This is a genomic window from Mesorhizobium shonense (genome assembly GCF_040545255.1).
In the GTDB taxonomy this organism is placed as follows: Bacteria; Pseudomonadota; Alphaproteobacteria; order Rhizobiales; family Rhizobiaceae; genus Mesorhizobium; species Mesorhizobium shonense.
Genome location: NZ_JBEPLM010000005.1, coordinates 183,259 through 204,571, shown reverse-complemented (window position 1 = coordinate 204,571; position 21,313 = coordinate 183,259). Strand labels below are relative to the sequence as shown.

23 protein-coding genes are annotated in these 21,313 nt (G+C 63.5%); 12 read left to right on the top strand and 11 right to left on the bottom strand.

What is annotated here, in order from left to right:
• Positions 1-141: 141 nt before the first annotated feature.
• Complete coding sequence (locus ABID26_RS15730) at positions 142-1,074, bottom strand: alpha/beta fold hydrolase (protein WP_126099223.1); 933 nt, start codon at positions 1,072-1,074, stop codon at positions 142-144.
• A 194-nt stretch (positions 1,075-1,268) separates the two neighbouring features.
• Between ABID26_RS15730 and ABID26_RS15725 the strand changes: the two genes are divergently transcribed.
• From ABID26_RS15725 to ABID26_RS15700, 6 genes are all read left to right on the top strand, one after another.
• A complete protein-coding gene (locus tag ABID26_RS15725; RefSeq protein WP_189521104.1) occupies positions 1,269-1,982 on the top strand; it encodes an alpha/beta fold hydrolase in 714 nt (237 codons plus the stop codon).
• Positions 1,979-2,428, top strand: coding sequence for a MarR family winged helix-turn-helix transcriptional regulator (locus ABID26_RS15720; RefSeq protein ID WP_126099225.1), 450 nt, complete (start codon positions 1,979-1,981; stop codon positions 2,426-2,428). Before ABID26_RS15725 ends, ABID26_RS15720 begins: the two co-directional genes overlap by 4 nt.
• 122 nt (positions 2,429-2,550) lie before the next feature.
• On the top strand, positions 2,551-3,561 hold the full coding sequence (locus ABID26_RS15715; RefSeq protein WP_126099226.1) for a ribonuclease T2 family protein: 1,011 nt from the start codon (positions 2,551-2,553) through the stop codon (positions 3,559-3,561).
• Between the two features lie 150 nt (positions 3,562-3,711).
• Positions 3,712-5,361: an energy-dependent translational throttle protein EttA gene (gene ettA, locus ABID26_RS15710; protein WP_126099227.1), complete on the top strand. Its 1,650-nt coding sequence runs from the start codon at positions 3,712-3,714 to the stop codon at positions 5,359-5,361.
• Between the two features lie 36 nt (positions 5,362-5,397).
• Entirely contained in the window at positions 5,398-6,165 is a 768-nt protein-coding gene (tam, locus tag ABID26_RS15705) for a trans-aconitate 2-methyltransferase (RefSeq protein WP_292299595.1), read from the top strand.
• Between the two features lie 130 nt (positions 6,166-6,295).
• Positions 6,296-7,417: a beta-ketoacyl-ACP synthase III gene (locus ABID26_RS15700; RefSeq protein WP_126099229.1), complete on the top strand. Its 1,122-nt coding sequence runs from the start codon at positions 6,296-6,298 to the stop codon at positions 7,415-7,417.
• 6 nt (positions 7,418-7,423) lie between these two features.
• On the opposite strand, the gene ABID26_RS15695 is transcribed toward ABID26_RS15700, so the two are convergent.
• The 3 genes from ABID26_RS15695 to ABID26_RS15685 form a co-directional block, all read right to left on the bottom strand.
• Positions 7,424-7,990, bottom strand: a complete 567-nt coding sequence (locus ABID26_RS15695; protein ID WP_354415936.1) for a methyltransferase family protein — start codon at positions 7,988-7,990, stop codon at positions 7,424-7,426.
• A 112-nt stretch (positions 7,991-8,102) separates the two neighbouring features.
• A complete protein-coding gene (locus ABID26_RS15690) occupies positions 8,103-8,501 on the bottom strand; it encodes a glyoxalase/bleomycin resistance/extradiol dioxygenase family protein (protein ID WP_292299637.1) in 399 nt (132 codons plus the stop codon).
• Positions 8,502-8,530: 29 nt separating this feature from the next.
• Positions 8,531-8,950 carry a tautomerase family protein gene (locus ABID26_RS15685; RefSeq protein WP_292299597.1) on the bottom strand — a complete coding sequence of 140 codons (420 nt, stop codon included), beginning with the start codon at positions 8,948-8,950 and terminating at the stop codon, positions 8,531-8,533.
• A gap of 102 nt (positions 8,951-9,052) precedes the next feature.
• Here ABID26_RS15685 and ABID26_RS15680 point away from each other — a divergent pair, with 102 nt between their 5' ends.
• Complete coding sequence (locus ABID26_RS15680) at positions 9,053-9,742, top strand: TetR/AcrR family transcriptional regulator (RefSeq protein ID WP_292299598.1); 690 nt, start codon at positions 9,053-9,055, stop codon at positions 9,740-9,742.
• Positions 9,717-10,334, top strand: a complete 618-nt coding sequence (locus ABID26_RS15675) for an MOSC domain-containing protein (RefSeq protein ID WP_292299599.1) — start codon at positions 9,717-9,719, stop codon at positions 10,332-10,334. Before ABID26_RS15680 ends, ABID26_RS15675 begins: the two co-directional genes overlap by 26 nt.
• 223 nt (positions 10,335-10,557) lie before the next feature.
• Here ABID26_RS15675 and ABID26_RS15670 read toward each other — a convergent pair whose 3' ends face one another.
• From ABID26_RS15670 to tsaA, 3 genes are all read right to left on the bottom strand, one after another.
• Positions 10,558-11,511, bottom strand: a complete 954-nt coding sequence (locus tag ABID26_RS15670) for an aminotransferase class IV (protein WP_292343383.1) — start codon at positions 11,509-11,511, stop codon at positions 10,558-10,560.
• 126 nt (positions 11,512-11,637) lie between these two features.
• The gene (locus ABID26_RS15665; protein ID WP_126099235.1) at positions 11,638-11,952 is read right to left on the bottom strand and encodes a DUF2293 domain-containing protein; all 315 of its coding nucleotides are present in this window, start codon (positions 11,950-11,952) and stop codon (positions 11,638-11,640) included.
• Positions 11,949-12,455, bottom strand: coding sequence for a tRNA (N6-threonylcarbamoyladenosine(37)-N6)-methyltransferase TrmO (tsaA, locus tag ABID26_RS15660; protein ID WP_354415999.1), 507 nt, complete (start codon positions 12,453-12,455; stop codon positions 11,949-11,951). Before tsaA ends, ABID26_RS15665 begins: the two co-directional genes overlap by 4 nt.
• Positions 12,456-12,604: 149 nt before the next feature.
• On the opposite strand from tsaA, the gene ABID26_RS15655 reads away from it, so the two are divergent.
• Together ABID26_RS15655 and metF are read left to right on the top strand one after the other, a co-directional pair.
• Positions 12,605-13,627, top strand: coding sequence for an ArsR/SmtB family transcription factor (locus ABID26_RS15655; protein ID WP_126099236.1), 1,023 nt, complete (start codon positions 12,605-12,607; stop codon positions 13,625-13,627).
• Positions 13,627-14,544 carry a methylenetetrahydrofolate reductase [NAD(P)H] gene (gene metF, locus ABID26_RS15650; protein WP_292299601.1) on the top strand — a complete coding sequence of 306 codons (918 nt, stop codon included), beginning with the start codon at positions 13,627-13,629 and terminating at the stop codon, positions 14,542-14,544. Before ABID26_RS15655 ends, metF begins: the two co-directional genes overlap by 1 nt.
• A 438-nt stretch (positions 14,545-14,982) precedes the next feature.
• On the opposite strand, the gene ABID26_RS15645 is transcribed toward metF, so the two are convergent.
• Positions 14,983-15,903: a DMT family transporter gene (locus ABID26_RS15645; protein WP_292299602.1), complete on the bottom strand. Its 921-nt coding sequence runs from the start codon at positions 15,901-15,903 to the stop codon at positions 14,983-14,985.
• 211 nt (positions 15,904-16,114) lie between these two features.
• On the opposite strand from ABID26_RS15645, the gene ABID26_RS15640 reads away from it, so the two are divergent.
• Positions 16,115-17,335, top strand: a complete 1,221-nt coding sequence (locus tag ABID26_RS15640) for an alanine racemase (protein WP_126099239.1) — start codon at positions 16,115-16,117, stop codon at positions 17,333-17,335.
• Here ABID26_RS15640 and ABID26_RS15635 read toward each other — a convergent pair.
• A complete protein-coding gene (locus ABID26_RS15635) occupies positions 17,332-18,063 on the bottom strand; it encodes an SDR family oxidoreductase (RefSeq protein ID WP_292299603.1) in 732 nt (243 codons plus the stop codon). The genes ABID26_RS15640 and ABID26_RS15635 overlap by 4 nt on opposite strands.
• Before the next feature lie 85 nt (positions 18,064-18,148).
• On the opposite strand from ABID26_RS15635, the gene ABID26_RS15630 reads away from it, so the two are divergent.
• Complete coding sequence (locus ABID26_RS15630; protein WP_354415935.1) at positions 18,149-19,087, top strand: LysR family transcriptional regulator; 939 nt, start codon at positions 18,149-18,151, stop codon at positions 19,085-19,087.
• A gap of 42 nt (positions 19,088-19,129) precedes the next feature.
• Here the strand turns inward: ABID26_RS15630 and ABID26_RS15625 are convergent, their stop codons facing one another.
• Both ABID26_RS15625 and ABID26_RS15620 read right to left on the bottom strand, forming a co-directional pair.
• Positions 19,130-20,308, bottom strand: coding sequence for a lytic murein transglycosylase (locus ABID26_RS15625; RefSeq protein WP_292299604.1), 1,179 nt, complete (start codon positions 20,306-20,308; stop codon positions 19,130-19,132).
• Between the two features lie 182 nt (positions 20,309-20,490).
• Complete coding sequence (locus ABID26_RS15620) at positions 20,491-21,282, bottom strand: glycoside hydrolase family 25 protein (protein ID WP_292299605.1); 792 nt, start codon at positions 21,280-21,282, stop codon at positions 20,491-20,493.
• Between the last annotated feature and the right edge of the window lie 31 nt (positions 21,283-21,313).

Here is a 21,313-nt window from a genome sequence, read left to right as displayed (position 1 = left end):
GATCACCGTGGTTCAATGAAGCGCAGCCTCGAATCCTGCGTCGTGCATGTCGCTATCCCAAAACCGCTGCGCACTTTTGGGCGACATGCACTATCAATAGCAGCCGTCCCTGTCACGGCTCTTGCAGTGGGCCACGCCGGATCAGGATTTGAGCACGCTGTCGGCCCAGGCGGCGAAATCGTTCATGACGGCGTCGCGATTGATCTCGTTCAAGCTTTCGTGGCGAGTCTCGGCGTAAACCTTTGAAACCAGATTCGAAAAGCCCATTCTATCCATGCGCCGGCCGAGGTGGCTGACCGCCTTGCCATAGTCCGACGCCGGGTCCTTCTCGCCGCCGGCCAGGTTGACGTGGAGGTCGCGGCGTACGCCGGCAAAGCTGGAATCCTTGCCGGCATGAAGCGCCATGCTGACGACATCGCGCCACATCGAGATCGAGGCGTCCCAGCCACAGAGCGGGTCGGCGATGTATTTGTCGACCTCGATCGGATCGCGCGACAGCCAGTCGAACAGGGTCCGGTGGTTGGGCACCGCCTTGCCCCAGGCCTGGAAGGTCAGCTTCGGCAACAGGCGCGACGGCACGTCGGAGCCCAACCGCATGCGTTCCCAGCCTAGGATGCCCAGCGCGAGCTGGCCGAGCAGACCTTGCGAGAAATTGCCGTTCCAAATGGCGGCGGCACGGACGCGACCGGAACGGCGGAGCACGAAATTCAACGCGATCGAAGCGCCGAGCGAGTGGCCGAAGACGATGACCGGCAACCCCGGATGCTCGGCGGCGATCAGGTCGTGGACCGCGCCGACATCGGCGATCACCTTGGCGACGCCGTCGGCGTGAGCGAACCTGCCGAGCGGCGCGTCGGGCGCCTTTGTCGCGCCGTGGCCGCGATGGTCATGGGCATAGACATGAAAGCCGCGCGGGGCGAGGAAATCGGCAAATCGGGCATAGCGCGCCGCGTGTTCGGCGAGGCCGTGATTGATCTGGATCACGGCGCGCGGAGCCGTCTCAGCGTCTTTCACATAAAGGTTAAGGTCGGCCCCGGTTGGTGAGGCCAGCCTAGTCTTTCTGTCGAATGGCATGTCTCGCTCCCTCCGCGACTGATGGGCGAGGGTTTCGGCGACGTCAAGAGAGCGCAGCATTGACAGCATGCTGTCAATGAGTTATATGACAGTATGCTGTCAACTTGGAAGCCAGGGAGAAAGTTATGAAGACGTCGACCATCGACGGCCCGCAGGGTCGGCTTGCGATTTACAGTATCGGAACCGGCAACGGCTTGCCGATCCTGTTCCTGCACGGCGATTGCAGCCGTGCATCGGCGTGGCAGCAGGTGATGCAAGCCACGGCCGATGACCGGCGGGCGGTTGCCTTCGACTTTCGCGGTCACGGCATCTCGGCGCCAGCCGCGGATGGCGACTATGGCTATGACGGGCGTGCGGCCGACGTCGAAGCGATCGCCGATGCGTTCAGCCTGAAAAGGTTTCTCATTGTTGCCCATAGCGGCGCGGCGGGGACGGCGCTCGCCTACGCCGCCAGCCATGCGAACCGTGTCGCCGGCATCCTGCTGGTTGATCCGGCGACCGATCCGCGTGCCTTGCCGAAGGACGTGCGCGAAGGGTTCATCCGTGATCTGGCCGGCCCCAATGCATCCGATGTGTTGAAGGCGTATTACACGTCCATCGCCGGCTCCAATCCTGCCGTCCGCGAGCGGGTGCTTGCCGACGCGTCGGTCGTCGATCCGGCGGCGGTGGCGGGTGTCGGCAAGGCGCTCGCCGAGTGGAATCCGGAACCGGCGCTCGATGCCTATCATGGGCCGCTGCTGGTGCTGGCGACCGAGCCCAGCAACAATCCATCCGCGCTTTATCACCTGCGAGCCGGCATTCCGCATCAAGTCGTGGCGGGCACCGGCCATTGGGTCATGCTTGACAAGCCCGAGGTGGTGGCGGAAGCCGTCAACACATTCATCGCGACCATCGAGGCCCACGAATGACGACCGGGACCGAGGCCGCAGACACGCTTACCGATCTCGTTCTTGCTGTGTTCAGGCTGAATGGCCGCTTCCTCGAAGCGGCAGATCGGCTGGCCGCTCCGGCGGGGCTGACCGCGGCGCGCTGGCAGGTGCTGGGAGCCGTTCTTAGAGAGCCGAAATCCGTCGCGGAGATCGGACGCGACATGGGGCTTGCCCGCCAGAGCGTGCAGCGCCTGGCCGACATACTGGCCGAGGACGGGCTTGCCGCCTATGCCGACAATCCGGCGCATCGCCGCGCCAAGCTTTTGTCGGTGACCGAAGCCGGCTGGACGGCAATCCGCCACATCGCCAGACGTCAACACGCATGGGCGAACTCTGTCTCCGAGGGCCTCGACCCTCGAGAGCTCAAGGGTGCGCTGGCGCTGCTGCGGGTGCTGGCGCTGCGGGTGGAGCAGGCCGAGAGCTGACCAGGCCAAAAGCCTTCATCTGGGGATTATTTTCGCCTGGCGAAAAAGATCGCAATTCTGACACGTCGCCTGTTCTAGTGTGACGAATCCAATACGGTTCAATGATCGCCGGGAGAGCGGGAATGCGGGTTTGGGCACTATGGGGTTCGGTTGTTCTGGCCCTGGTTGGCGCCAGCACGGCGAATGCCGATGTGAAGATGAGCGGCACATTCGTGGCCGACAGCGCCTGTCCGGCGACGCAAGCCATCAAGAGTGGCAAGAACCCGGGCAACATCTCCATCGAGGCAGGACAAAGCTATCAGCTTCTGGCCGGCAACAAGGACGCGCCCACCCACTACCTCATCCAGGTCCCGGGCGCCGATCCGGAACGACGCTGGGTGAAGATCAACTGCGGTCATGTCACCGGCGGCAGCGCGCCGGCCACCCAGGCGCCCGCCGACCAGGCCAGACCGTCGCAGCCGGCTTCCGGCAAGCCTGAATATGTCTTCGCATTGAGCTGGCAGCCCGCCTTCTGCGAGACCAAGGCCAACAAGCCCGAATGCAAGGCGCAGAATCCCAACGAGTTCGACGCTTCGCACTTCACCTTGCACGGGCTGTGGCCGCAGCCGAACGGTAATTTCTATTGCCAAGTGTCGGCTGGCGACAAGACCAACGACAATCCCGCGCATTGGGGGGATCTGCCAGCGGTCGACCTCGATGCCAATACGCGCGCCGAGCTCGACGAGGTGATGCCGGGTACTGCCTCCAAGCTCGAACGCCACGAGTGGATCAAGCACGGCACCTGCTACGGCAAGAGCCAGCAGGAGTATTTCTCCGACGCGCTCAATCTGATGCGCGCGGTGAACGCCTCGCCGGTGCGCGATCTCTTCACCAAGAACATCGGCAAGCAGCTGACGTCGGACCAGGTCCGCAGCGCCTTCGACCAGGCCTTCGGCGCTGGCGCCGGCGACCGGGTACGCGTCTCCTGCCTTGTCGATCCGTCGAGCGGCCGGCGGCTGATCGGCGAGCTGACGCTCGGCCTCTCCGGTCCGATCGGTCCTGACAGCAAGCTCGCCGACCTGCTCATGGCCTCGACGCCGACGGGCAAGGCCGGTTGCCCGAAGGGCACGGTCGACGCGATCGGCTTCCAGTAGGGGCTGCGCGGGTTAAGCCGCCGGACCGGCAGTCCTGCGGCTTGCCGAAAGATCGCGGCATGCCGAAAGCGATTGCCGTTCGGCGCTTCATCGCCTACATAGCGCGCAACCCCCATCCAACTCGACAGTTCAGTTTCAGGGAAAGCGCGCGTGGCTCGCCAATTCATCTATCACATGTCCGGCCTGTCGAAGGCCTATGGCACCAAGAAGGTGCTCGACAACATCCACCTGTCCTTCTATCCGGACGCCAAGATCGGCATCCTCGGCCCCAACGGCTCGGGTAAGTCGACCATCCTGCGCATCATGGCCGGGCTCGACAAGGAGTATCAGGGCGAGGCGTGGCTGGCCGAGGGCGCGACCGTGGGCTACCTCGCGCAGGAGCCGCAGCTCGACCCCAACAAGACCGTACGCGAAAACGTCATGGACGGCGTCGCCAGGAAGACGGCCATCATCGATCGCTACAACGAGCTGATGATGAACTATTCCGACGAGACGGCCGACGAGTCCGCCAAGCTGCAGGACGAGATGGATCGCCTCAACCTGTGGGACCTCGAGCAGCAGGTCGAGATGGCGATGGACGCGCTGCAGTGCCCGCCGGCCGATTCCGAGGTGACCAACCTGTCGGGCGGCGAGCGTCGCCGCGTGGCGCTCTGCCGGCTGCTGCTCGAGCAGCCCGACCTTTTGCTGCTCGACGAGCCGACCAACCATCTCGATGCCGAGACCACGCAATGGCTGGAAAAGCATCTGCGCGACTATCCGGGCTCGGTGCTGATCATTACCCACGACCGCTACTTCCTCGATAACGTCACCGGCTGGATCCTCGAGCTCGACCGCGGCCGCGGCATCCCCTACGAGGGCAACTACACCAGGTATCTCGACGCCAAGGCCAAGCGCCTGATCCAGGAAGGCCGCGAGGACGACGCCCGTCAGAAGGCGATCTGGCGCGAGCGCGAGTGGATCCAGTCTTCGCCGAAGGCGCGCCAGACCAAGTCCAAGGCCCGTATCAAGGCCTATGAGGAACTGGTCGAGCAGTCGCAGAGCCGCAAGCCGACCGATACACAGATCGTCATCCCGTCGAGCGAGCGCCTCGGCAACGTCGTCATCGAGATCGAAGGCCTCAACAAGGGCTTCGCCGACGAACTGCTGATCGAAGACCTTTCCTTCAAGCTGCCGCCAGGCGGCATCGTCGGCGTCATTGGCCCGAACGGCGCCGGCAAGACGACGCTGTTCAAGATGATCACCGGCCAGGAAACACCTGATGCCGGCTCGATCCGCAAGGGCGAGACGGTGAGGCTCGGCTATGTCGACCAGAGCCGCGACGCGCTCGACCCGAACAAGACCGTGTGGGAAGAGATCTCCGGCGGCGCCGAGGTCATCAAGCTCGGCAAGCACGAGGTCAACAGCCGCGCCTATTGCTCGTCCTTCAACTTCCGCGGCGGCGACCAGCAGCAGAAGGTCGGCAACCTTTCAGGCGGCCAGCGCAATCGCGTGCATCTGGCAAAGATGCTGAAGGGCGGCGGCAATGTGCTGCTGCTCGACGAACCGACCAACGACCTCGACACCGAAACGCTGGGCGCGCTTGAAGATGCGCTGGAAGCCTATGCCGGCTGCGCGGTCATCATCAGCCACGACCGCATGTTCCTCGACCGCATGGCGACCCACATGCTCGCCTTCGAGGGCGACGCGCATGTCGAATGGTTCGAGGGCAATTTCGAGGAATACGAGAAGGACAAGCTGCGCCGCCTGGGCGCGGAAGCGGCCACTCCGCACCGCATGACGCACAAGCGGCTGACAAGGTAGGATCAACCAAGCGGCGGCGAACAAAGAGGTTCTGAAATGGCTGACTGGTCCGCCGCCCAATATCTGAAATTCGAGGACGAGCGTACGCGGCCCGCGCGGGACTTGGCGACACAGGTGCCGGTCGACTTCCCGCGCCGCGTCGTCGACATCGGCTGCGGTCCGGGCAACTCGACGCAGCTTCTGGTCGAGCGCTGGCCGGATGCCGAGGTCAGCGGCTTCGACACCTCGCCCGACATGATCGAGAAGGCGAGGGTACGGCTGCCCAATGTCACCTTCGCGCTCGCCGATGCTGCCAAATGGCAGCCGGAGAACCCGGTCGACGTGATCTTCGCCAACGCCGTCTTCCAGTGGCTGCCGGAGCATCCGGCGGTGTTCCAGCGGCTGATGGGATTGCTCGCGCCCGGCGGCGCCTTGGCCATTCAGATGCCCGACAATCTCGCCGAGCCTTCGCATCAGCTGATGCGCGACACCGCGGCCGAGATGCCGTTCTCCGCCAAGCTCAAGGGCGCGGCGCGCGCGCCGCTGCCGCCGGTTTCGTTCTACTACGATCTCCTGTCGCCGCTCGCGGACTGGGTGGATATCTGGCACACGATCTACAACCATCCGCTGGCCGATGCCGAAGCGGTCGTCGAATGGGTCAAGGCGACGGGGCTGAAGCCGTTCCTCGATCCGCTCGACGCGGATGAGAAAAAGCTGTTTCTCGAAAGCTATACCGCGAAGATCGCAAAGGCCTATCCCAAGACGGCGAACGGCAAGGTGCTGCTGCGCTTCCCGCGCATCTTCATCATCGCCAAGCGCGCCTGACCGCTTCCGGTCAACTCATCGCGATAGCCGCGCGCAAACAGAGATTTAAGCTGGCATAAACCGGCCAAATGCGACAAGGGTGGCCCGGCCCGCTTCGGCACCAGAAGGTTGCGCCTCGGACGGATTGGACATGCATCGCGTCATCATCAGCGGCATCGGCGCCGAAATCCCCGAGCCCGTCATCACCAATGAAGAGCTGGTTGAAAGCTTCAACAGCTGGGTCGATACCGAAAATGCGCGCCGCGCCGTCACCGGCGAGACGCCGCTGCAGAAATCGGACAGCGACTTCATCGTGCATGCGTCGGGCGTGCAGACCCGCCATGTGATCGAGCGCGAAGGCATTCTCGACCCGACCCGCATGGCGCCACGGATTCCGGCACGGCCGGACGACGCGCTGTCGCTCCAGGCGGAGTTCGGCATTGCCTCAGCCAGAAAGGCGATTGCCCATGCCGGCGTGGAAGCGTCGGATATCGACCTGGTGATATGCTCGGCCTCGCATCACCAGCGGCCCTATCCGGCGATCGCCATCGAGATGCAGGAGGCGCTGGGCACCAAGGGCGCCGGCTTCGACATGGGGCTGGGCTGCTCTTCCGCCGCGGCCGCGCTGCACATCGCGGTCAATCTGGTCAGGGCCGGGGCGCATAAGCGCATCCTGGTGTCGACGCCCGAAATCATCACCGGCCATCTCAACTTCCGCGACCGGCAGACGCATTTCATCTTCGGCGACGCCTCGGTCGCGATGGTCGTCGAAGGGCTCAACCAGGGCGAAAAGCGGCCGGGACGCTTCGAGGTGCTCGACACACGCACCTGGACGCAATTGTCGAACAACATCCGCACCAATCTCGGCTACCACACCCGCACCGCCCAGGACGATCCCTACCAGATCAAGCTCGAGGGCAATCTGATCAAGCAGGTCGGCAACAAGGTGTTCAAGGAAGTCACCGTCGCCGGCCACAAATTCATCGTCGAGTTCCTGGCCGAGCACGGGCTGACGCCGCAAGGCATCCGCCGCTTCTGGCTGCATCAGGCCAATGCGCGCATGAACGCGATGATCCTGAAACTCGCCTTCGGTCACGACGTCGACCACGACCGCGCGCCGATGGTGCTGGAACGGCTCGGCAACACGGCGGGCGCCGGCGCGATCGTCGCGCTGTCGGAAAACCATGCCGACATGAAGGCCGGCGATTTCGGCCTGCTCTGCGCCTTCGGCGCCGGTTATTCGATCGGCGGCGCGCTGCTCAGGATGTTGTAAAGCGGGTCAGGCTGGCGCGAAGGGCACCAGCATCGGCACGCGCCTGGCGTAGTCGTCATAGGCGGGGCCCAACTCGCCGCGCAGGAAGCTTTCTTCCAGCTTGGCCTTGACGACGATGCCTATAAGCAGGAGGGCGGCGCCGGCGATGCCCCAGACCGTGCCTTTCGCCGCCATGGTGGCGAGGATCGATAAAAGCAGGCCGGTGTAGATCGGGTGGCGGACTAGCCGATAGGGGCCGGTGTCGACCACCCGGTGATCGGCCTTGGCGGTAATGGTGCCGGACCACAGCTTGCCGAGATGCAGGCGCGCCCACCAGGCGAAGGCGATGCCGACGGCGATAAGGGCAACGCAGATCCAGGCCTCCGCCAGCGTCGGCATCCAGAGCCGAAGCCGGCCGACATAGCCGTGCGCCGGCACGAACAGCAGGATGGTGCCAGCGAGCCACAGTGCCCGATACTGGGCCTCAGCCCTGAAGCCTGCGCGCTTTTGCGCGGGGTCGGCCCAGAAGGCGGCCAAAGCCCAGGATACGATCCAAGCCAGCCACAAGGCAGCGATTGCGGGTCCTGGATGCATGATCAACCCTTTCGTCTTGGCGCCGCCATCAAAGCGACGCCGCGGGGCGAAAGATAGTGGCGGCCAGTAAGAACGTTGTGATCGCAAGGCGAGCGGCGAGCAGACACCGCTCCTATTCGCTCGAACAGCTAAACATCCACTGTACGCCAAAAGCATCGACGAGCATCCCGAAGCTTGTCCCCCAATACCGACGCGCCAGAGGCACGGTGATCCGGCCGCCCTCGGCCATGTTGCCGAACAGCGCCCGCATCGTGATGATTTCGTCGAACTCCAACATCAGCGCCGAGCCTTTCATGGGCTCGGCGTCGTCATTGTCAGATGCGTGAAAAAGAATGCCAGGCCCCTCGAATCGGGCATGCAACACTTTCCCTCGCATGGCCTCGGTTCGCACGGGCATATTGTTTTCGCCCCAACGCAGCAGGACCGTTCCCCGGCCGAGGCCACACCGTTCGTAGAAGGCGAGAGCCTCCTCGCAGTTGGTCGTGAAAAACAGCGAGGGAGAAAACCGCATCCCGTGCCCTTGCTTCTGAACCGTGGTCGTCATGCGGTGGCCATCGCCGCCGCGACCAGCGCCTCGCCTGAATATTGCCGGCCGCCGATGCCCCAGCCGCCGTCGGGCGCATTGAGGATGTTGATCCAGGTGTTTTCGGGCCTGTGGCCCGGCACGCAAAGGTTGGTGACGATCCTTGCGGCGGCCGTAATGAATGCCTCTCGCGCCTCGATGGAGGCAAGGCCGATGTTCGGCAGTTTCAGTTCCACCATGACGACGGGCCGGTTGGCGCCGCCCGCATAGATGCGATGGCCCGGCAGGACATGGACCGTTCCGCCGACGATTGCAGTGAAAAACGAGTTCCCGGTGGCTCCGGAGGCCTCGACGAGCGCGGCGCTCAGGCGGGGAATGATTTCGCGCTCCCCAGCTGTTGTCAGCACGCCTTCGGGTGCGGTCACGGTGATCGGCATAGTGGTTCTCCCTTATCTGCTGTGGATGGCCCTGACAGCTCTGATGCCTTGCGCTTGCCAGGTTACGTATTGATTGTTACGTTATCCAAAATCGACAAGTCAATGGGTTTCGTATCGATCACTATGGAAAATTTCGAGAAGTCACGCGGCGGCAGGCCGCGCGCATTCGACCCGGAGGTTGCGCTCGACGCCGCGATGCATCTGTTCTGGGAGCATGGTTATGAAGCGACCTCGCTTGCCATGCTGCGCGAGGCCATGGGCCTGACGCCGCCGCAGATCTACAACGCCTTCACCGACAAGGAGACGCTGTTCCGTCGGGCGCTGGCGCGCTACCACGAAAGGGAGATCGGGTTTGCGCTCGACGCGCTCGGCGCGCCGGTGCAGGTCAAGGAGGCGATCCGTTTGCTGCTGATGGGCGCGGCTGAGGCCTACACCCGGCCGGGCAAGCCTGGCGGCTGCCTTTTCATCAGCGGTGCGCTGGCGGCCTCGCCGCAGGCGCAAGGCATCGCGGACGAGCTCAAGACATATCGCAAGGCGACCGAAGCGGCGATCGCGGCGCGGCTGGTCAAGGGCCAAGAGGCCGGCGAATTGCCGGCGGATCTGTCCGTCGAGCGATTGGCCAAATACCTGACCGGCGTCATGCACGGAATGTCGATCCAGGCGCGCGATGGCGCTTCGGCGCAAGACCTCAGGGCTTTGGCCGAGATCGCTCTTGCCGCCTGGGCAGCCGAAGTGCGAAAAGCGGCCGACTCAATTGACGAAACCGATGCAGGACCTGTTCTCCACGATTGAAACGCCCATCGAGACCGTGCCGGGCCGCAAGCTCGCGGCGATGGCCGCGGCGCTTTACATGGCGCCTTCCGATCACTTCGAGACAAGGCGGGTGGAGGAACTGCGGCTCGGCTTCGATGGCATCGAGGGCGATTTCCATGCCGGCGCGACACGGCGTTCCGGCGGGCGCGAGCCTTGGTATCCTCGCGGTACCGAGATGCGCAACGAAAGGCAAGTGTCACTGGTCGCTGCCGACGAACTGGCCATCGTCGCCGAGCGGATGGGCATCGCGGAGATCAAGCCGGAGTGGATCGGGGCTAACCTGCTGATCGAAGGTGTGCCGCATCTTTCCATGCTGCCGGCGGGATCGCTGCTGTTCTTCAAGGGCGGCGTGACCATCAAGGTCGATGCGCAGAACGGGCCCTGCCGCTTCTCCGGTCGCTCGGTGGCCGAGCATGCCGGCATGGCCGATCATGAGGATGGAGCATTGCTGTTTCCGAAGGCAGCCAAGCGCCTGCGAGGCCTCATCGCCTGGGTCGAGAAGCCAGGCATCATCAGGGCAGGCGAGGAGATCTCCGTGCGGGTGCCGGAGCAGTGGATCTATCGCGCTTAGAGCGGTTCACCGTTTCGCGGAAACGGCAAACCGCTCTATTTCTTTGTTTTGGCGCAATTCCGGACGGAAGGCTTCGGCGAAGTCGCCGAGCCCAACCGTTTCACACTTTTCCTGGAATTGCTCTAAAAGCGCGTCGCGATCTTTCAGATTCGCTCCCTGCGCTTTAGGTACTTTTACGCATGTCTTTGTCCCGAAACCGGTTCCCACTTTCGGGAGACATGCTTTAGTAGCGCACCGGGCTCGACCAGGCCGGATCGTCGTGCCTTTTCCAATAAAGCGCCATCAGACGCTCGGTGATCACGCCGACCTTGCCGTCGGCCACCGGCGCGCCGTCGATCGTCGTGACGGGCATGATGCCGCCGGCAGTCGAGGTGATGAAGACTTCGTCGGCTGTCTTGAGCGCGGCCACGCTGACATCCGCCGCCACCGCAGAGAGCCCCGCCTCGGCGCATAGGTCAAACACGGTGCGGCGCGTGATGCCAGGCAGAACGCCGACGGCGGGCGTCGACAGTTTGCCCGCCTTGACGCAGAACACGTTGAAGCCTGGACCTTCGGCGACGTTGCCGTTGAAGTCGAGGATCAGCGCGGTGTCGGCGCCGCGGTCATAGGCGTCGTAGAGCCCACGCACCAGGTCCAGCCAATGGTAGTTCTTGATCGAGGGATCGATCGAGGCAGGCGGGATGCGGACCTTGTCGCTGATCGCGACATGGAGGCCGCTTCGCAACTGCTCGGCATTGGCAACCGAGCCGAACGGGACGGCGAAAGCCATAAACCGGTTGATCGCCTGACGTGGATCGCGGCTGAAGGTCGGCGAGGCGCCGCGCGTGCACAGCATCTCGACATAGGCTGCTCGATGGCCGGACAGCGCAACGCAGTTGTGAAGGATTTCGGCGACGCCGTCGCGGTCGAACGGGATCGTCATGCGGAGCTTTTCCAACCCGCCGAAGAAACGCTCGAGATGCAGGTCGAGACGGAAAAAGTGGCCATCCCAGACATGGACCGTGTCGTAGGTGGCGTCGGAATGCAGAAAGCCCCAGTCGAGTAATGAGACCTTGGCCTGCGACATCGGCAGATATTGTCCATCCAGGTAAGCCACCCCGTCCGGATAAGCGTGCGGGTCGACGTGACGGTCCGAAAGCAAGGGGAGCGGCCCGGCGGGTTTGGCGGCTAGGCTCATCTCGTCTCTCCCTCGTCGTTGCGGCAAGGGCAGGCTAGCGTCCGGTCCCAAATGAAGTAGAGCCAGGCCGCCGGCGTTGCTTGGCCTGTGAGGCGGTTGCGCGGTCCAGGCGGTTCCCCATCGGCCTCACTCGTCCTCGTCGTCCTCCTCCAACAGGCGAGTCGCCCGCCAGCGGGTGAGCACCTCATTGGTCTTTCCGATGACGAAGAAGCGCGCCGAGTCCCGGTCGTAGCCTTCGGCGAGCAATCTCTCGTAGTCGGTATGGGCGTGGCGGACATGGGCGATGGTTGCCAGCCAGACCGCGATCGTCGGCGGCAAGGTCTTCATATGCACTGAACCGGCGTCGGCGCGGATCTTTTCCATGTCGGCATACGGGGCGAGCGGCAGGAGCGCGGTCAGCGCCTTGGCAATGGCGCGGCGGCGGCCGGTCGGCGCGCTCATTCCTCGTCGCGCCCCGCAATGACCGCTTCAGGGAACGCATCGGTCGAGGCGTAATAGGGCTTGATGTCGATGACCGGCGTGCCGTCGAGCACGTCGATGGCGTCGATCTCGATCCGGCCAGCCTCGATATCGAGTGTGACAAGCTTCGCGACATGCAGCCCTACAGGGTTCGGCCGGGCAGGGGAGCGCAGCGAGAAAACGCCTTTCGGTTCAGCCGCATGACGCGGTTTCTGCACGATCAGATTCCGCGGCGCATGATCGAGCCAGGACAGGACGACGAGGTGGCTGGCGCGGTCAAGATTTTGCAGCCCCGGGCGGTAGTTCTCGTCGATCAGGATGGTTGCCGTCCGTCCGGTGTCGCGGGCGGTGCGCATGTTCTTGGGACAATCCTCGCGACTGGTCCAGGGCGAGACGATATGGCCGATGAAGACGACATGGCCGTCCGGCGGCAGATCAGCCGGGTCGGTCTCCAGAAGCTTCTCACCCTCGCGCATCTCGAACATCGGCTTGGTCCCTGTCAGTCCGCGGAAGAGCGGCGAAGCGCATGCCGATTGCGGCTGCGCCATTTTCTTGTCCGGAAGCGACATAGCGCTTGCCATGGTTTCAAAATCGACATAAACATATCTTTATATCTTTCAGTGAGAACCCGCTCATGCATGTCACGCTCGACACGATGGTAGATACATTGAAGGCGGCGGCCGAATCCAGCCGCCTGCGCATCCTCGTGCTGCTGTCGCGCGGCGATCTCACGGTCTCCGACCTTACCGAAATCCTCGGCCAGTCGCAGCCGCGCGTGTCGCGGCATCTGAAGCTCCTGCTCGATGCCGGGCTGATCGGCCGCTACCAGGAAGGGTCCTGGGCCTTCTTCAGGCTGTCGGACACGGACGCCTCGCGCGATTTCGTGCAGCGCCTGGTCTCTGGCGTGCGTGAGGCCGATCCGCAGGTGGTGCGCGATCTGGAGCGGCTGGCGGCGGTCAAGCGCAAGCGGCAGGACCGGGCTGCTGAATATTTTTCCGAGAACGCCGCAAGCTGGGACCGCATCCGCTCGCTGCATGTGCCGGACCGCGCGGTGGAAGCGGCACTGCTCAAGCTCGTCGGCAAGCGGCCGTTCCAGTCGATGCTCGACCTCGGCACCGGCACCGGCAGGCTGCTGGAGATTTTTGCACCGCTCTACCGGCGCGGCGTCGGCATCGACATGTCGCGCGAGATGTTGACGGTGGCGCGCGCCAATCTCGACAGGGCGGGCGTCGCCAATGCGCAGGTGCGCCAGGGCGACATTTTTTCGCCGCCGGTCGAGCGCAACGCCTTCGATCTCGTCACCATCCACCAGGTGCTGCACTATCTCGACGATCCGGCGCGCGCTATCGGCGAGGCGGCGAGGTTGTTGCGTCCAGCGGGCAGACTGGTCATCGTCGACTTCGCGCCCCATAATCTGGAGTTCCTGCGCGACCAGCACGCCCATATGCGGCTTGGCTTCTCCGACCGGCAGATCGCCGACTGGTTCGCGGAGGCCGAGCTCGACCTCGAGGACAGCCAGGAATTCGAGCCGCGCGGCGGCAATGAGGCAAGGCTCACCGTCAAGCTCTGGCTCGGCCGCGACCGCCGGCTGCTGATCGCCGACCCATCCAACGACACGCTTCCAGCCAAAGCATATCCAATGGGGGAAACAGCCTGATGAACCAGTTCCGCTTTTCCCGCCGCCCCGACATTGGCGACAAGGTCCGGGTTTCGTTCGAGTTCTTCCCGCCGAAGACGGACGAAATGGAGGTAAGGCTGTGGGATACCGTCACCCGGCTGGAGCCGCTCAAGCCGAGATTCGTGTCGGTGACCTACGGCGCCGGCGGCTCGACGCGCGAGCGCACCGCTCGCACGGTCAGACGCATCTTGAACGAGACGACGCTGACGCCGGCGGCGCACATGACCTGCGTCGACGCGGCCCGCCATCAGGTCGACGCCGTCATAAGTGAATTTGCGGAGATGGGAGTCACCCGTTTCGTCGCCTTGCGCGGAGACCCGGCCGCTGGTGTCGGAACTGCCTACCGTCCGCATCCCGAAGGCTATGCCAACGGCGCCGAACTGGTCGGCGCGCTGAAGAGCGCCGGCGATTTCGACATCTCTGTCTCGGCCTATCCGGAAAAGCATCCGGAAAGCCCGGATTTCGCCACCGACATCGACATGCTGAAGCGCAAGGTCGACAATGGCGCGACGCGGGCGATCACCCAGTTCTTCTTCGACAATGATCTCTACGAGCGCTATGTCGAGCGGGCGCGCCGCGCCGGCATCTATATCCCCATCGTGCCTGGCATCCTGCCTGTGCACAATTTCACCCAGGTCGCCAATTTCTCCTCGCGTTGCGGCGCGCTGGTGCCGGCATGGCTGGCCGAGCGCTTCGAAGGGCTGGAGAACGATCCGCAGACGCATGCGCTGGTCGCGTCGGCGGTCGCGGCCGAGCAGGTTCACGATCTGGTCGAGCGCGGCGTCGGCGATTTCCACTTCTATACGATGAACCGCGCCGACCTGGTGTTTGCCGTCTGCCACATGATCGGCATCCGCTCGCATGAATCGGAGGCGGCGGGATCGGCCGCGGCCTGATGCACGTCGCCCAAAAGTGTGCAGCTGTTTTGGGAATACGACATGCATCAAAACAAAGACTGAAATGACAAAGACTGAAATGGAAAAGGCCGGGTGGAACCCGGCCTTTTCGAACTGTTTGGACTACTCTCGGTACTGATCTTCCCGGCTTTGGCGGGTCAGGGAAGAACGCCTATGATAAGGGCACCGATGAATGCGAATGCGGCACAAATCATCAAAGCGTTGATTGGCCTCGTCAGTCCCATGCCATAGCCTCCTCTTCAGAGCTATGGCCGGAATCTAGAGTCATTTGGGTCACAGGCAAGCGGAAAATATGCTGCATTGCGACGTGATTGTGGAATTTGCGGCTTCCGATTTGCCGTTAGCCGTTGAAACTCTTCGGCAAAAATCGATCCAAGAGTTGTGAATAAATTGTGGCGGCGCTGTGGCATGACACCGCTACCATCGGCCGAACAGGCGCCCGTCGATGGTGACCAGCCCGAGTCCGATCAGCGCCATGCCGCCGATTTCAAAGACCGCCAACCGTTCGCCGAGGAACAGGAAACCGAGCAGCACGGCGCTGACCGGCACGATCAAGGTGACCAGCGAGGCATTGGTTGCGCCGGCCGAGGCGACGAGGTTGAAATAGAGGATGTAGGCAAAGGCCGTGGACAGCAGCGCCAGTCCCAGTACCGCGGCCCAGACCGGCGGCGAGGCCGAAAACAGCCCGGCCGGGCCATGGGCAATGAGCACGACGGGGATCATGATGATGGTCGATGCGGTCAGTTGCCCGGTGGCGATGGCCGGCGACGGCACGCCCTTGAAGCGGCGCGCGATCATCAGGGCGACCGCGTAGGAGAGTGACGCGCCGATCAGCGCGAACTTCGCCCAGACCGGGCCGCCAAGCCCCGCGAGCAGGCCCGGACCGATCATGACAGCCGTTCCGGCGACGCCGAGCGCGATACCGGCGAGCTTATTCCACGACAGCTTCTCGTCCGTGGTGAGCGCATTGGCGAGGACCAGCGTCCAGAACGGCGTCGTGGCGTTGAGCACCGAGGCGACGCCGGCGCCGAGCTCGGTCTGGCCGGCGAAGATCAGCGAGAAGGGAACGACGTTGTTGGTGAGCGCCAGCAGGAAGAAGAGGCCAGCACGTGGAAAGGCGAGGCGGAAGGATGGGCCCCGCATCGCCAGATAAAGCTGAAGCGCGGCCGCCGCGATAGCGACACGAAACAGCACCAGCGCCAGCGGATGGATCTCCGACACCGCAACGCGGGCAAAGAAGAACGAGCCGCCCCAGATCGCGCCGAGCAGCAGCAGTTGCGCCCAGTCCTTGAGCGTCATCGGTCCGCGCGTCACCGCGGCGCCAGCCGTCATCGTCATGTCGTCACCCTCCCAGGCCGGTCGCAATCTCAGCCGCCGAACAGCTCCAACCGATATCCGGTCTGGCGGCAAGGGCCACCCGAAACCTGACCGGTGGTTTAGCGTTCGCAAAAAAGAGTGCAACGGACCGCTTGGGAAGGCGAGACACAGAACTGTTTTCTTTGGCGGCTAGCTAGGATTAATTGTGCGCGCCCAGATCAAGGATTCGTCCATGCAGCGATTCGAAAATGCCCGCGAGGCGGCACTGGCGCTTCGCCCGGACGATCCGGTCTACTGCTTCCGTCCGCAGGTGCTGAAGGCCGATGCCTTGCAGTTCATGGGCATGTTCCCGGGCAAGACCGCCTATGCGGTCAAGACCAATGGCGAGCAGATCGTGCTGAAGACGCTGGTGGAGGCCGGCGTCAGCGCCTTCGACGTCGCCTCGCCCGGTGAGTTCGCCGCCGTGCGCGCCGTCTCGCCGGATGCCGAAATGCTTTACATGCACCCGGTCAAGGCGCAGTCGGACATCAAGCTGGCGCTGGAGAAATACGGCATCCGGGTGATTTCGCTCGATCATGAGGACGAGATCACCAAGCTGACGCGCGTGGTGCGCGCGCTCGATATCGACCCGGGCGCGGTGACGGTGTTCGTACGCATCCAGACCAAAGGCCACGCGGCCTATGAACTGTCTAAGAAATTCGGCGCCGGTCCGGCCAATGCGGTGGAGCTCGCCGAGCGACTGAACCGGACCGGCTACAAGGTCGGGCTGTGCTTCCATGTCGGCAGCCAGATCGAGGATCCCGACACCTATGAGCGGGCGTTGGCCTCGGCCGACTGGGTGCGCAACCGGCTGACCTTCGACATTGCCGGGCTGGATGTCGGCGGCGGGTTTCCGGCCGAGTACGGCCACGACCCCAATCGCAGGCACATCGAGATGCCGTCACTCGGCCAGCTCATGTCGCGGTTGGCGGGCGATCTGAAGGAGTATCAGTTCGACCAGATGCCGCTGGTGGCGGAACCCGGCCGCGTGATCGTGGCGCGCTGTCTGTCGCTGATCGTGCGCGTGCTCTTGCGCAAGGGCAAGCGGCTCTACATCAATGACGGTATCTGGGCGTCGCTCTCGGATTCATGGACCGGCAAGATCACGCTGCCGGCGCGCTTCATTCCCGATCCCGCGATCCGCACACGCAACGGCGCCGAGAAAAACATCGTGCCGTTCAAGGTCTGCGGCGCGACCTGCGATTCCGTCGACATCCTGTCCAGGCCGTTCTGGCTGCCGGAAACGGTCGACACCGGCGACTGGATCGAGATCGGCCATATCGGAGCCTACTCGCTGTCGCTGAGGACGCGCTTCAACGGCTTTTTTCCCGATACATTCGTCGAATTGGCGACGCCGTTCGACGAGGGTGACGCGCCGGAAGGGTTCGCGAGCCTGGAGACGATGGCAGACTAGGCGACCCCGCCGCCGGCCTGGATGTTCTCGCCGGTCAGCCAGCGGGCCTCATTGCTGGCCAGGAAGACGGCGACGTCGGCGACGTCGCGCGGCGCGCCGATCCTGCCGAAGGGCGACATGCCGGCAGCAACGGCACGGTCACGCTCGGGCAGCAGATCCGTGTCGGTGAAGCCGGGCGACAGGGCGTTGACGGTGACGCCGCGTGGCCCGAGTTCGCGCGACAGCACGCGCACGAACTGTTCGACGGCGCCCTTGCTGCCGAGATAGAGGGCGGTGTGCGTGAAGTACATCTTTGTCCCGCCAGTGGAGACTGCAATGATGCGGCCGCCGTCACGTACCCGGCGTGCCGCTTCCTGGAGCGTGAAGAAAGTGCCTTTGGCGTTGGTGCCGAAGACAAGGTCGAAATCGGCTTCGCTGGCCTCGACCAACGGTTTGATGACGGCGACGCCGACATTGGCGACGACGATGTCGATTGCGCCCAACTGGCTCTCGGTCTCGTCGAACAGGCGCCGAACGTCCGGCACGCTGGATATGTCCGCCTGAATGGCGATCGCCTTTCCGCCCTTGCTCGTGATGGCGGCCACCACCTCGTCCGCGGCTTTGCTGTTGCTGACATAGTTGACGACGACAGCGGCGCCGTTGGCTGCGAGTCCTTCCGCGATGGCGCGACCAATGCCGCGCGAACCGCCTGTGACGATTGCGGTTTTGCCCTGAAGCGCATGAGGCATGTTCAGTTCCTTCAATTACTCCTTGCCGCGTCGGTTGCGCGACGGGCTGGTAATTGAGAAATAGCGGTATGCAATTGGTCAGATAATGGCCTATTATCTGACTGGCTTGTTAATCCTGAGATACATAATGAGAGGGTCTGAATTCACCGAACTCAGGGCCTTTGCGGCGATCGTGGAGGAGGGCAGTTTCATCCGCGCTTCTGCCAGGCTCAGGATTTCACCCCCGGCTCTCAGCCAGACGATACGGCAATTGGAAGCTCGCCTCGGCGTCCGCCTGCTGAACCGGACGACACGCAGCGTCGCGCCGACCGCGGCCGGCGAGACGCTGTTCGCCCGCCTTGCGGTGGTGTTCGGTGAACTGGAAGGCGCTGTCGCGGACGTTCAGGCCGCGCGTGACAGCCCGACCGGTTCGCTGCGTATCAATGTTCCGCGCATTGCCGCAATGCGGTTCATCGCGCCGATCCTCGGCGACTTCCAGCGCGCCTATCCCGATATCGTACTGACGATCATCGTCGACGACCTGCTGACAGATATTGTCGAGGGGCGTTTCGATGCCGGAATCCGTCTTGGCGAACGGCTGGAGAGGGACATGGTTGCTGTCAAGCTGAGCGATGATTTGCAAATGGCCGCTGTGGCTGCTCCGGCCTACCTCAAGGGTCGCGCGATTCCGCGCTTCCCGCAGGATCTACACCAGCACCGCTGCATCAACTTTCAATGGCCCGGCGGAGGCAACATCTACCGATGGGAGTTCTCGCGCGGTAAGCGGTCGCTGGAAATCGCAGTCGAGGGAAGTCTCATCGTCAACGATACAGAGCTGATGCTCAATGCGGCGCTGGACGGAGCAGGCGTGGCTTACATGCTTGATTATCAAGTCCAGCCATCGATCGAGACCGGCAAGCTGGTTCGGTTTCTCGAAAACTGGTCGCCCAGTTTTCCAGGCTTTTATCTATATCATCCAAGTCGACGGCATGTGCCGCCGGCACTGCGTGTATTCATCGATTTCATTCGGACGAATCGAGAGTAGAGGCACGGAGCTGGAAGGACCAACCTCCGTCCATTACAGGAATCACAATTTCGCCAACAGCTCCGGCGTCGGCCAGCCATCCACGGGAAGGCCAAGCCGCATCTGTTCCTTGCGGATCGCTTCACGCGTGTTGGTTCCAAGGATGCCGTCCACCGTGCCGACGTCATAGCCTTTGGCTTCGAGCTTGGTCTGCAGCGCCTTCATCTGGTCGCCGCTAAGACCTTGCTCCGGCGAGCGCGGGTCGAATTGCGGGGCGCCGGCAAACCGCGTGGCGAGCACCGCGGCGGTCAGCGCATAGGTGAACGACTGGTTCCACTCCAGGTAAACGTCGAAATTGTCGTAGGTCAGGAAGGCAGGACCCTTGCGACCCATGGGCAATGCGAGCCCGGCCTTCAGGCCATTGTCGACGAGCGGCGTGCCGTTCGGATTGGTCACGCCCCACTGAGCCCATTGCGAGATCGGCAACTTGTTGGTGCGGCCGGTCTGGTCCCAAGGCATATCGTCGGGAGCGCGCACTTCCTCGACCCAGGGCTGGTCGCGCTTCCAGCCGCGTGACAGGATCTTGTCGGCCGTGGTCATGATCACGTCCGGCACGCTGTTCCTGAGATCGACCGTACCGTCACCGTCGCCGTCGACACCGCGGGCGAGGTAGTCGGTCGGCAGGATCTGGGTCTGGCCGATCTCGCCGGCCCAGGCGCCCTTGACGTCGGCAGGCAGCACGCCGCGGTCGATCAAGGTCAGCAGCGGCACAAGCTGCGGCCGAAAGAGCTGAGGGCGGCGGCAGTCATGCGAGAGCGTGACCAGCGCGTCCAGCGTATGGAAATCGCCCTGCACGGCGCCGAAATCGGTTTCCAGTCCCCAGAATGCGGTGATGACCGCCGGCTGCACGCCGAATTCCTTGTCGGCGCGCGCGAAGACATCGGCATATTTCTGGAGGTTGGCCGCGCCTTGTTTGAGGCGATATGCCGAGATCATGCGGTTCGAGAATTGGGTGAAGGTCTGTGTGAACACTCCTTGAGCGCGGTCGCGTGCCAGCACCTTCTCGTCGATGGTGGCGGCTTCCAGCGCGTCCAGCCCGACGGCGCCGACGCCGGCCGCCTTGGCTTCGGCCGCGACGCCCTGTTTCCAGGCTTCGAAATCGCCGCCGCATTCCTGTGCCGCCGCCGGCCAGGCGAAAGCACCGAGGACCAGCGCCGCCAAAATTTCAACGCGCAATCGCATCGCTTCCCTTTCGAGACCGCCGCATTGATCCGTGAAACCCGGCCGGGTGTGGACAGGATCATGCGTAGATTTCAAAGTTCAAGAGCGCCGTTCGGCACCCGGGTAGGGTGCGCCGCTCCGCATCACCAGCGGTTGCAACCATCGCCGCCCGCCGTGTCGAAAAGCAGGCACGGGGGCCGATGTCAACGGGTGTTCTGCCGCAGCCACTTGTTCCAGGCGGCTTCCGAGCCGTTGAAAACATTGATGTCGGACTTGCCGGTCATACCGGGCACGATGCCGGTGCCGGTGTATTGCCAGAACGCGAAGGGGTGGCTGCCGTATTTCTGACGCGGATGGCCCGCGACCGAGCGCAGCCAGTAGGGATAGCCGCGGAAGGTCGCCAGTTGATTGTCGTCGAAGAAGTCGAGCGAAGTATAGATGATCGGCTTCTTGCCGTAATGGCGCTCGACGATTTCGAGGAAGGTGGTCATCTCTGCGCGCACCGTCGCGGGATCGGGGCGCAGCCTGCAGGTCGGCGACTTCGGGTTCCATTCCATGTCGAGCACCGGCGGCATTGCCGACGGGTCTCTTGGCACATTGGCGATGAACCAGCGCGCCTGGGTGGCGGCCGGCGTGCAGAAATAGAAGAAATGATAAGCCGCGCGCGGGATTCCGGCGGTTTTGGTGCGGGCCCAGTGTTCGTTGAAATAGTCATCGAACCGGTCGCCGCCTTCCGTTGCCTTGATGAAGGCGAAGGATATGCCGCTGGCCTTGGCCGTCGGCCAGTCGACCGAGGTTTGGTATTTGGAGACATCGGTGCCATGGATGGCATAATTCCACGGCGTGCCGCTGTCCCATTCATGCGGCTTGGAATCCTCGAAACGCGGCGCGCGCACCGCGACAGTCTGCGATGACGGCGCCAGCGGCGAAAGATCCTCGACGGTCGAGCAGGCGCCCAACAGCGTAAGCATCAGGATGGCCGCAAGACGGCGCATGATATCCCCCGAGCCGGGATCAGCCGGCCGC

What these genes read in the sequence shown, in the direction of transcription:
- tam (WP_292299595.1), top strand. Translation starts at nt 5,398, where the DNA reads ATGGCTGACTGGTCCGCCGCCCAATATCTGAAATTCGAGGACGAGCGT.
- tsaA (WP_354415999.1), bottom strand. Translation starts at nt 12,455, where the DNA reads ATGTTCGAGATGCGCGAGGGTGAGAAGCTTCTGGAGACCGACCCGGCT.
- ABID26_RS15655 (WP_126099236.1), top strand. Translation starts at nt 12,605, where the DNA reads ATGCATGTCACGCTCGACACGATGGTAGATACATTGAAGGCGGCGGCC.
- ABID26_RS15640 (WP_126099239.1), top strand. Translation starts at nt 16,115, where the DNA reads ATGCAGCGATTCGAAAATGCCCGCGAGGCGGCACTGGCGCTTCGCCCG.
- ABID26_RS15685 (WP_292299597.1), bottom strand. Translation starts at nt 8,950, where the DNA reads ATGCCGATCACCGTGACCGCACCCGAAGGCGTGCTGACAACAGCTGGG.
- ABID26_RS15730 (WP_126099223.1), bottom strand. Translation starts at nt 1,074, where the DNA reads ATGCCATTCGACAGAAAGACTAGGCTGGCCTCACCAACCGGGGCCGAC.
- ABID26_RS15690 (WP_292299637.1), bottom strand. Translation starts at nt 8,501, where the DNA reads ATGCGGTTTTCTCCCTCGCTGTTTTTCACGACCAACTGCGAGGAGGCT.
- metF (WP_292299601.1), top strand. Translation starts at nt 13,627, where the DNA reads ATGAACCAGTTCCGCTTTTCCCGCCGCCCCGACATTGGCGACAAGGTC.
- ABID26_RS15665 (WP_126099235.1), bottom strand. Translation starts at nt 11,952, where the DNA reads ATGAGCGCGCCGACCGGCCGCCGCCGCGCCATTGCCAAGGCGCTGACC.
- ABID26_RS15645 (WP_292299602.1), bottom strand. Translation starts at nt 15,903, where the DNA reads ATGACGATGACGGCTGGCGCCGCGGTGACGCGCGGACCGATGACGCTC.
- ABID26_RS15720 (WP_126099225.1), top strand. Translation starts at nt 1,979, where the DNA reads ATGACGACCGGGACCGAGGCCGCAGACACGCTTACCGATCTCGTTCTT.
- ABID26_RS15700 (WP_126099229.1), top strand. Translation starts at nt 6,296, where the DNA reads ATGCATCGCGTCATCATCAGCGGCATCGGCGCCGAAATCCCCGAGCCC.
- ABID26_RS15670 (WP_292343383.1), bottom strand. Translation starts at nt 11,511, where the DNA reads ATGAGCCTAGCCGCCAAACCCGCCGGGCCGCTCCCCTTGCTTTCGGAC.
- ABID26_RS15630 (WP_354415935.1), top strand. Translation starts at nt 18,149, where the DNA reads ATGGCCTATTATCTGACTGGCTTGTTAATCCTGAGATACATAATGAGA.
- ABID26_RS15635 (WP_292299603.1), bottom strand. Translation starts at nt 18,063, where the DNA reads ATGCCTCATGCGCTTCAGGGCAAAACCGCAATCGTCACAGGCGGTTCG.
- ABID26_RS15620 (WP_292299605.1), bottom strand. Translation starts at nt 21,282, where the DNA reads ATGCGCCGTCTTGCGGCCATCCTGATGCTTACGCTGTTGGGCGCCTGC.
- ABID26_RS15695 (WP_354415936.1), bottom strand. Translation starts at nt 7,990, where the DNA reads ATGCATCCAGGACCCGCAATCGCTGCCTTGTGGCTGGCTTGGATCGTA.
- ABID26_RS15680 (WP_292299598.1), top strand. Translation starts at nt 9,053, where the DNA reads ATGGGTTTCGTATCGATCACTATGGAAAATTTCGAGAAGTCACGCGGC.
- ABID26_RS15715 (WP_126099226.1), top strand. Translation starts at nt 2,551, where the DNA reads ATGCGGGTTTGGGCACTATGGGGTTCGGTTGTTCTGGCCCTGGTTGGC.
- ABID26_RS15675 (WP_292299599.1), top strand. Translation starts at nt 9,717, where the DNA reads ATGCAGGACCTGTTCTCCACGATTGAAACGCCCATCGAGACCGTGCCG.
- ABID26_RS15625 (WP_292299604.1), bottom strand. Translation starts at nt 20,308, where the DNA reads ATGCGATTGCGCGTTGAAATTTTGGCGGCGCTGGTCCTCGGTGCTTTC.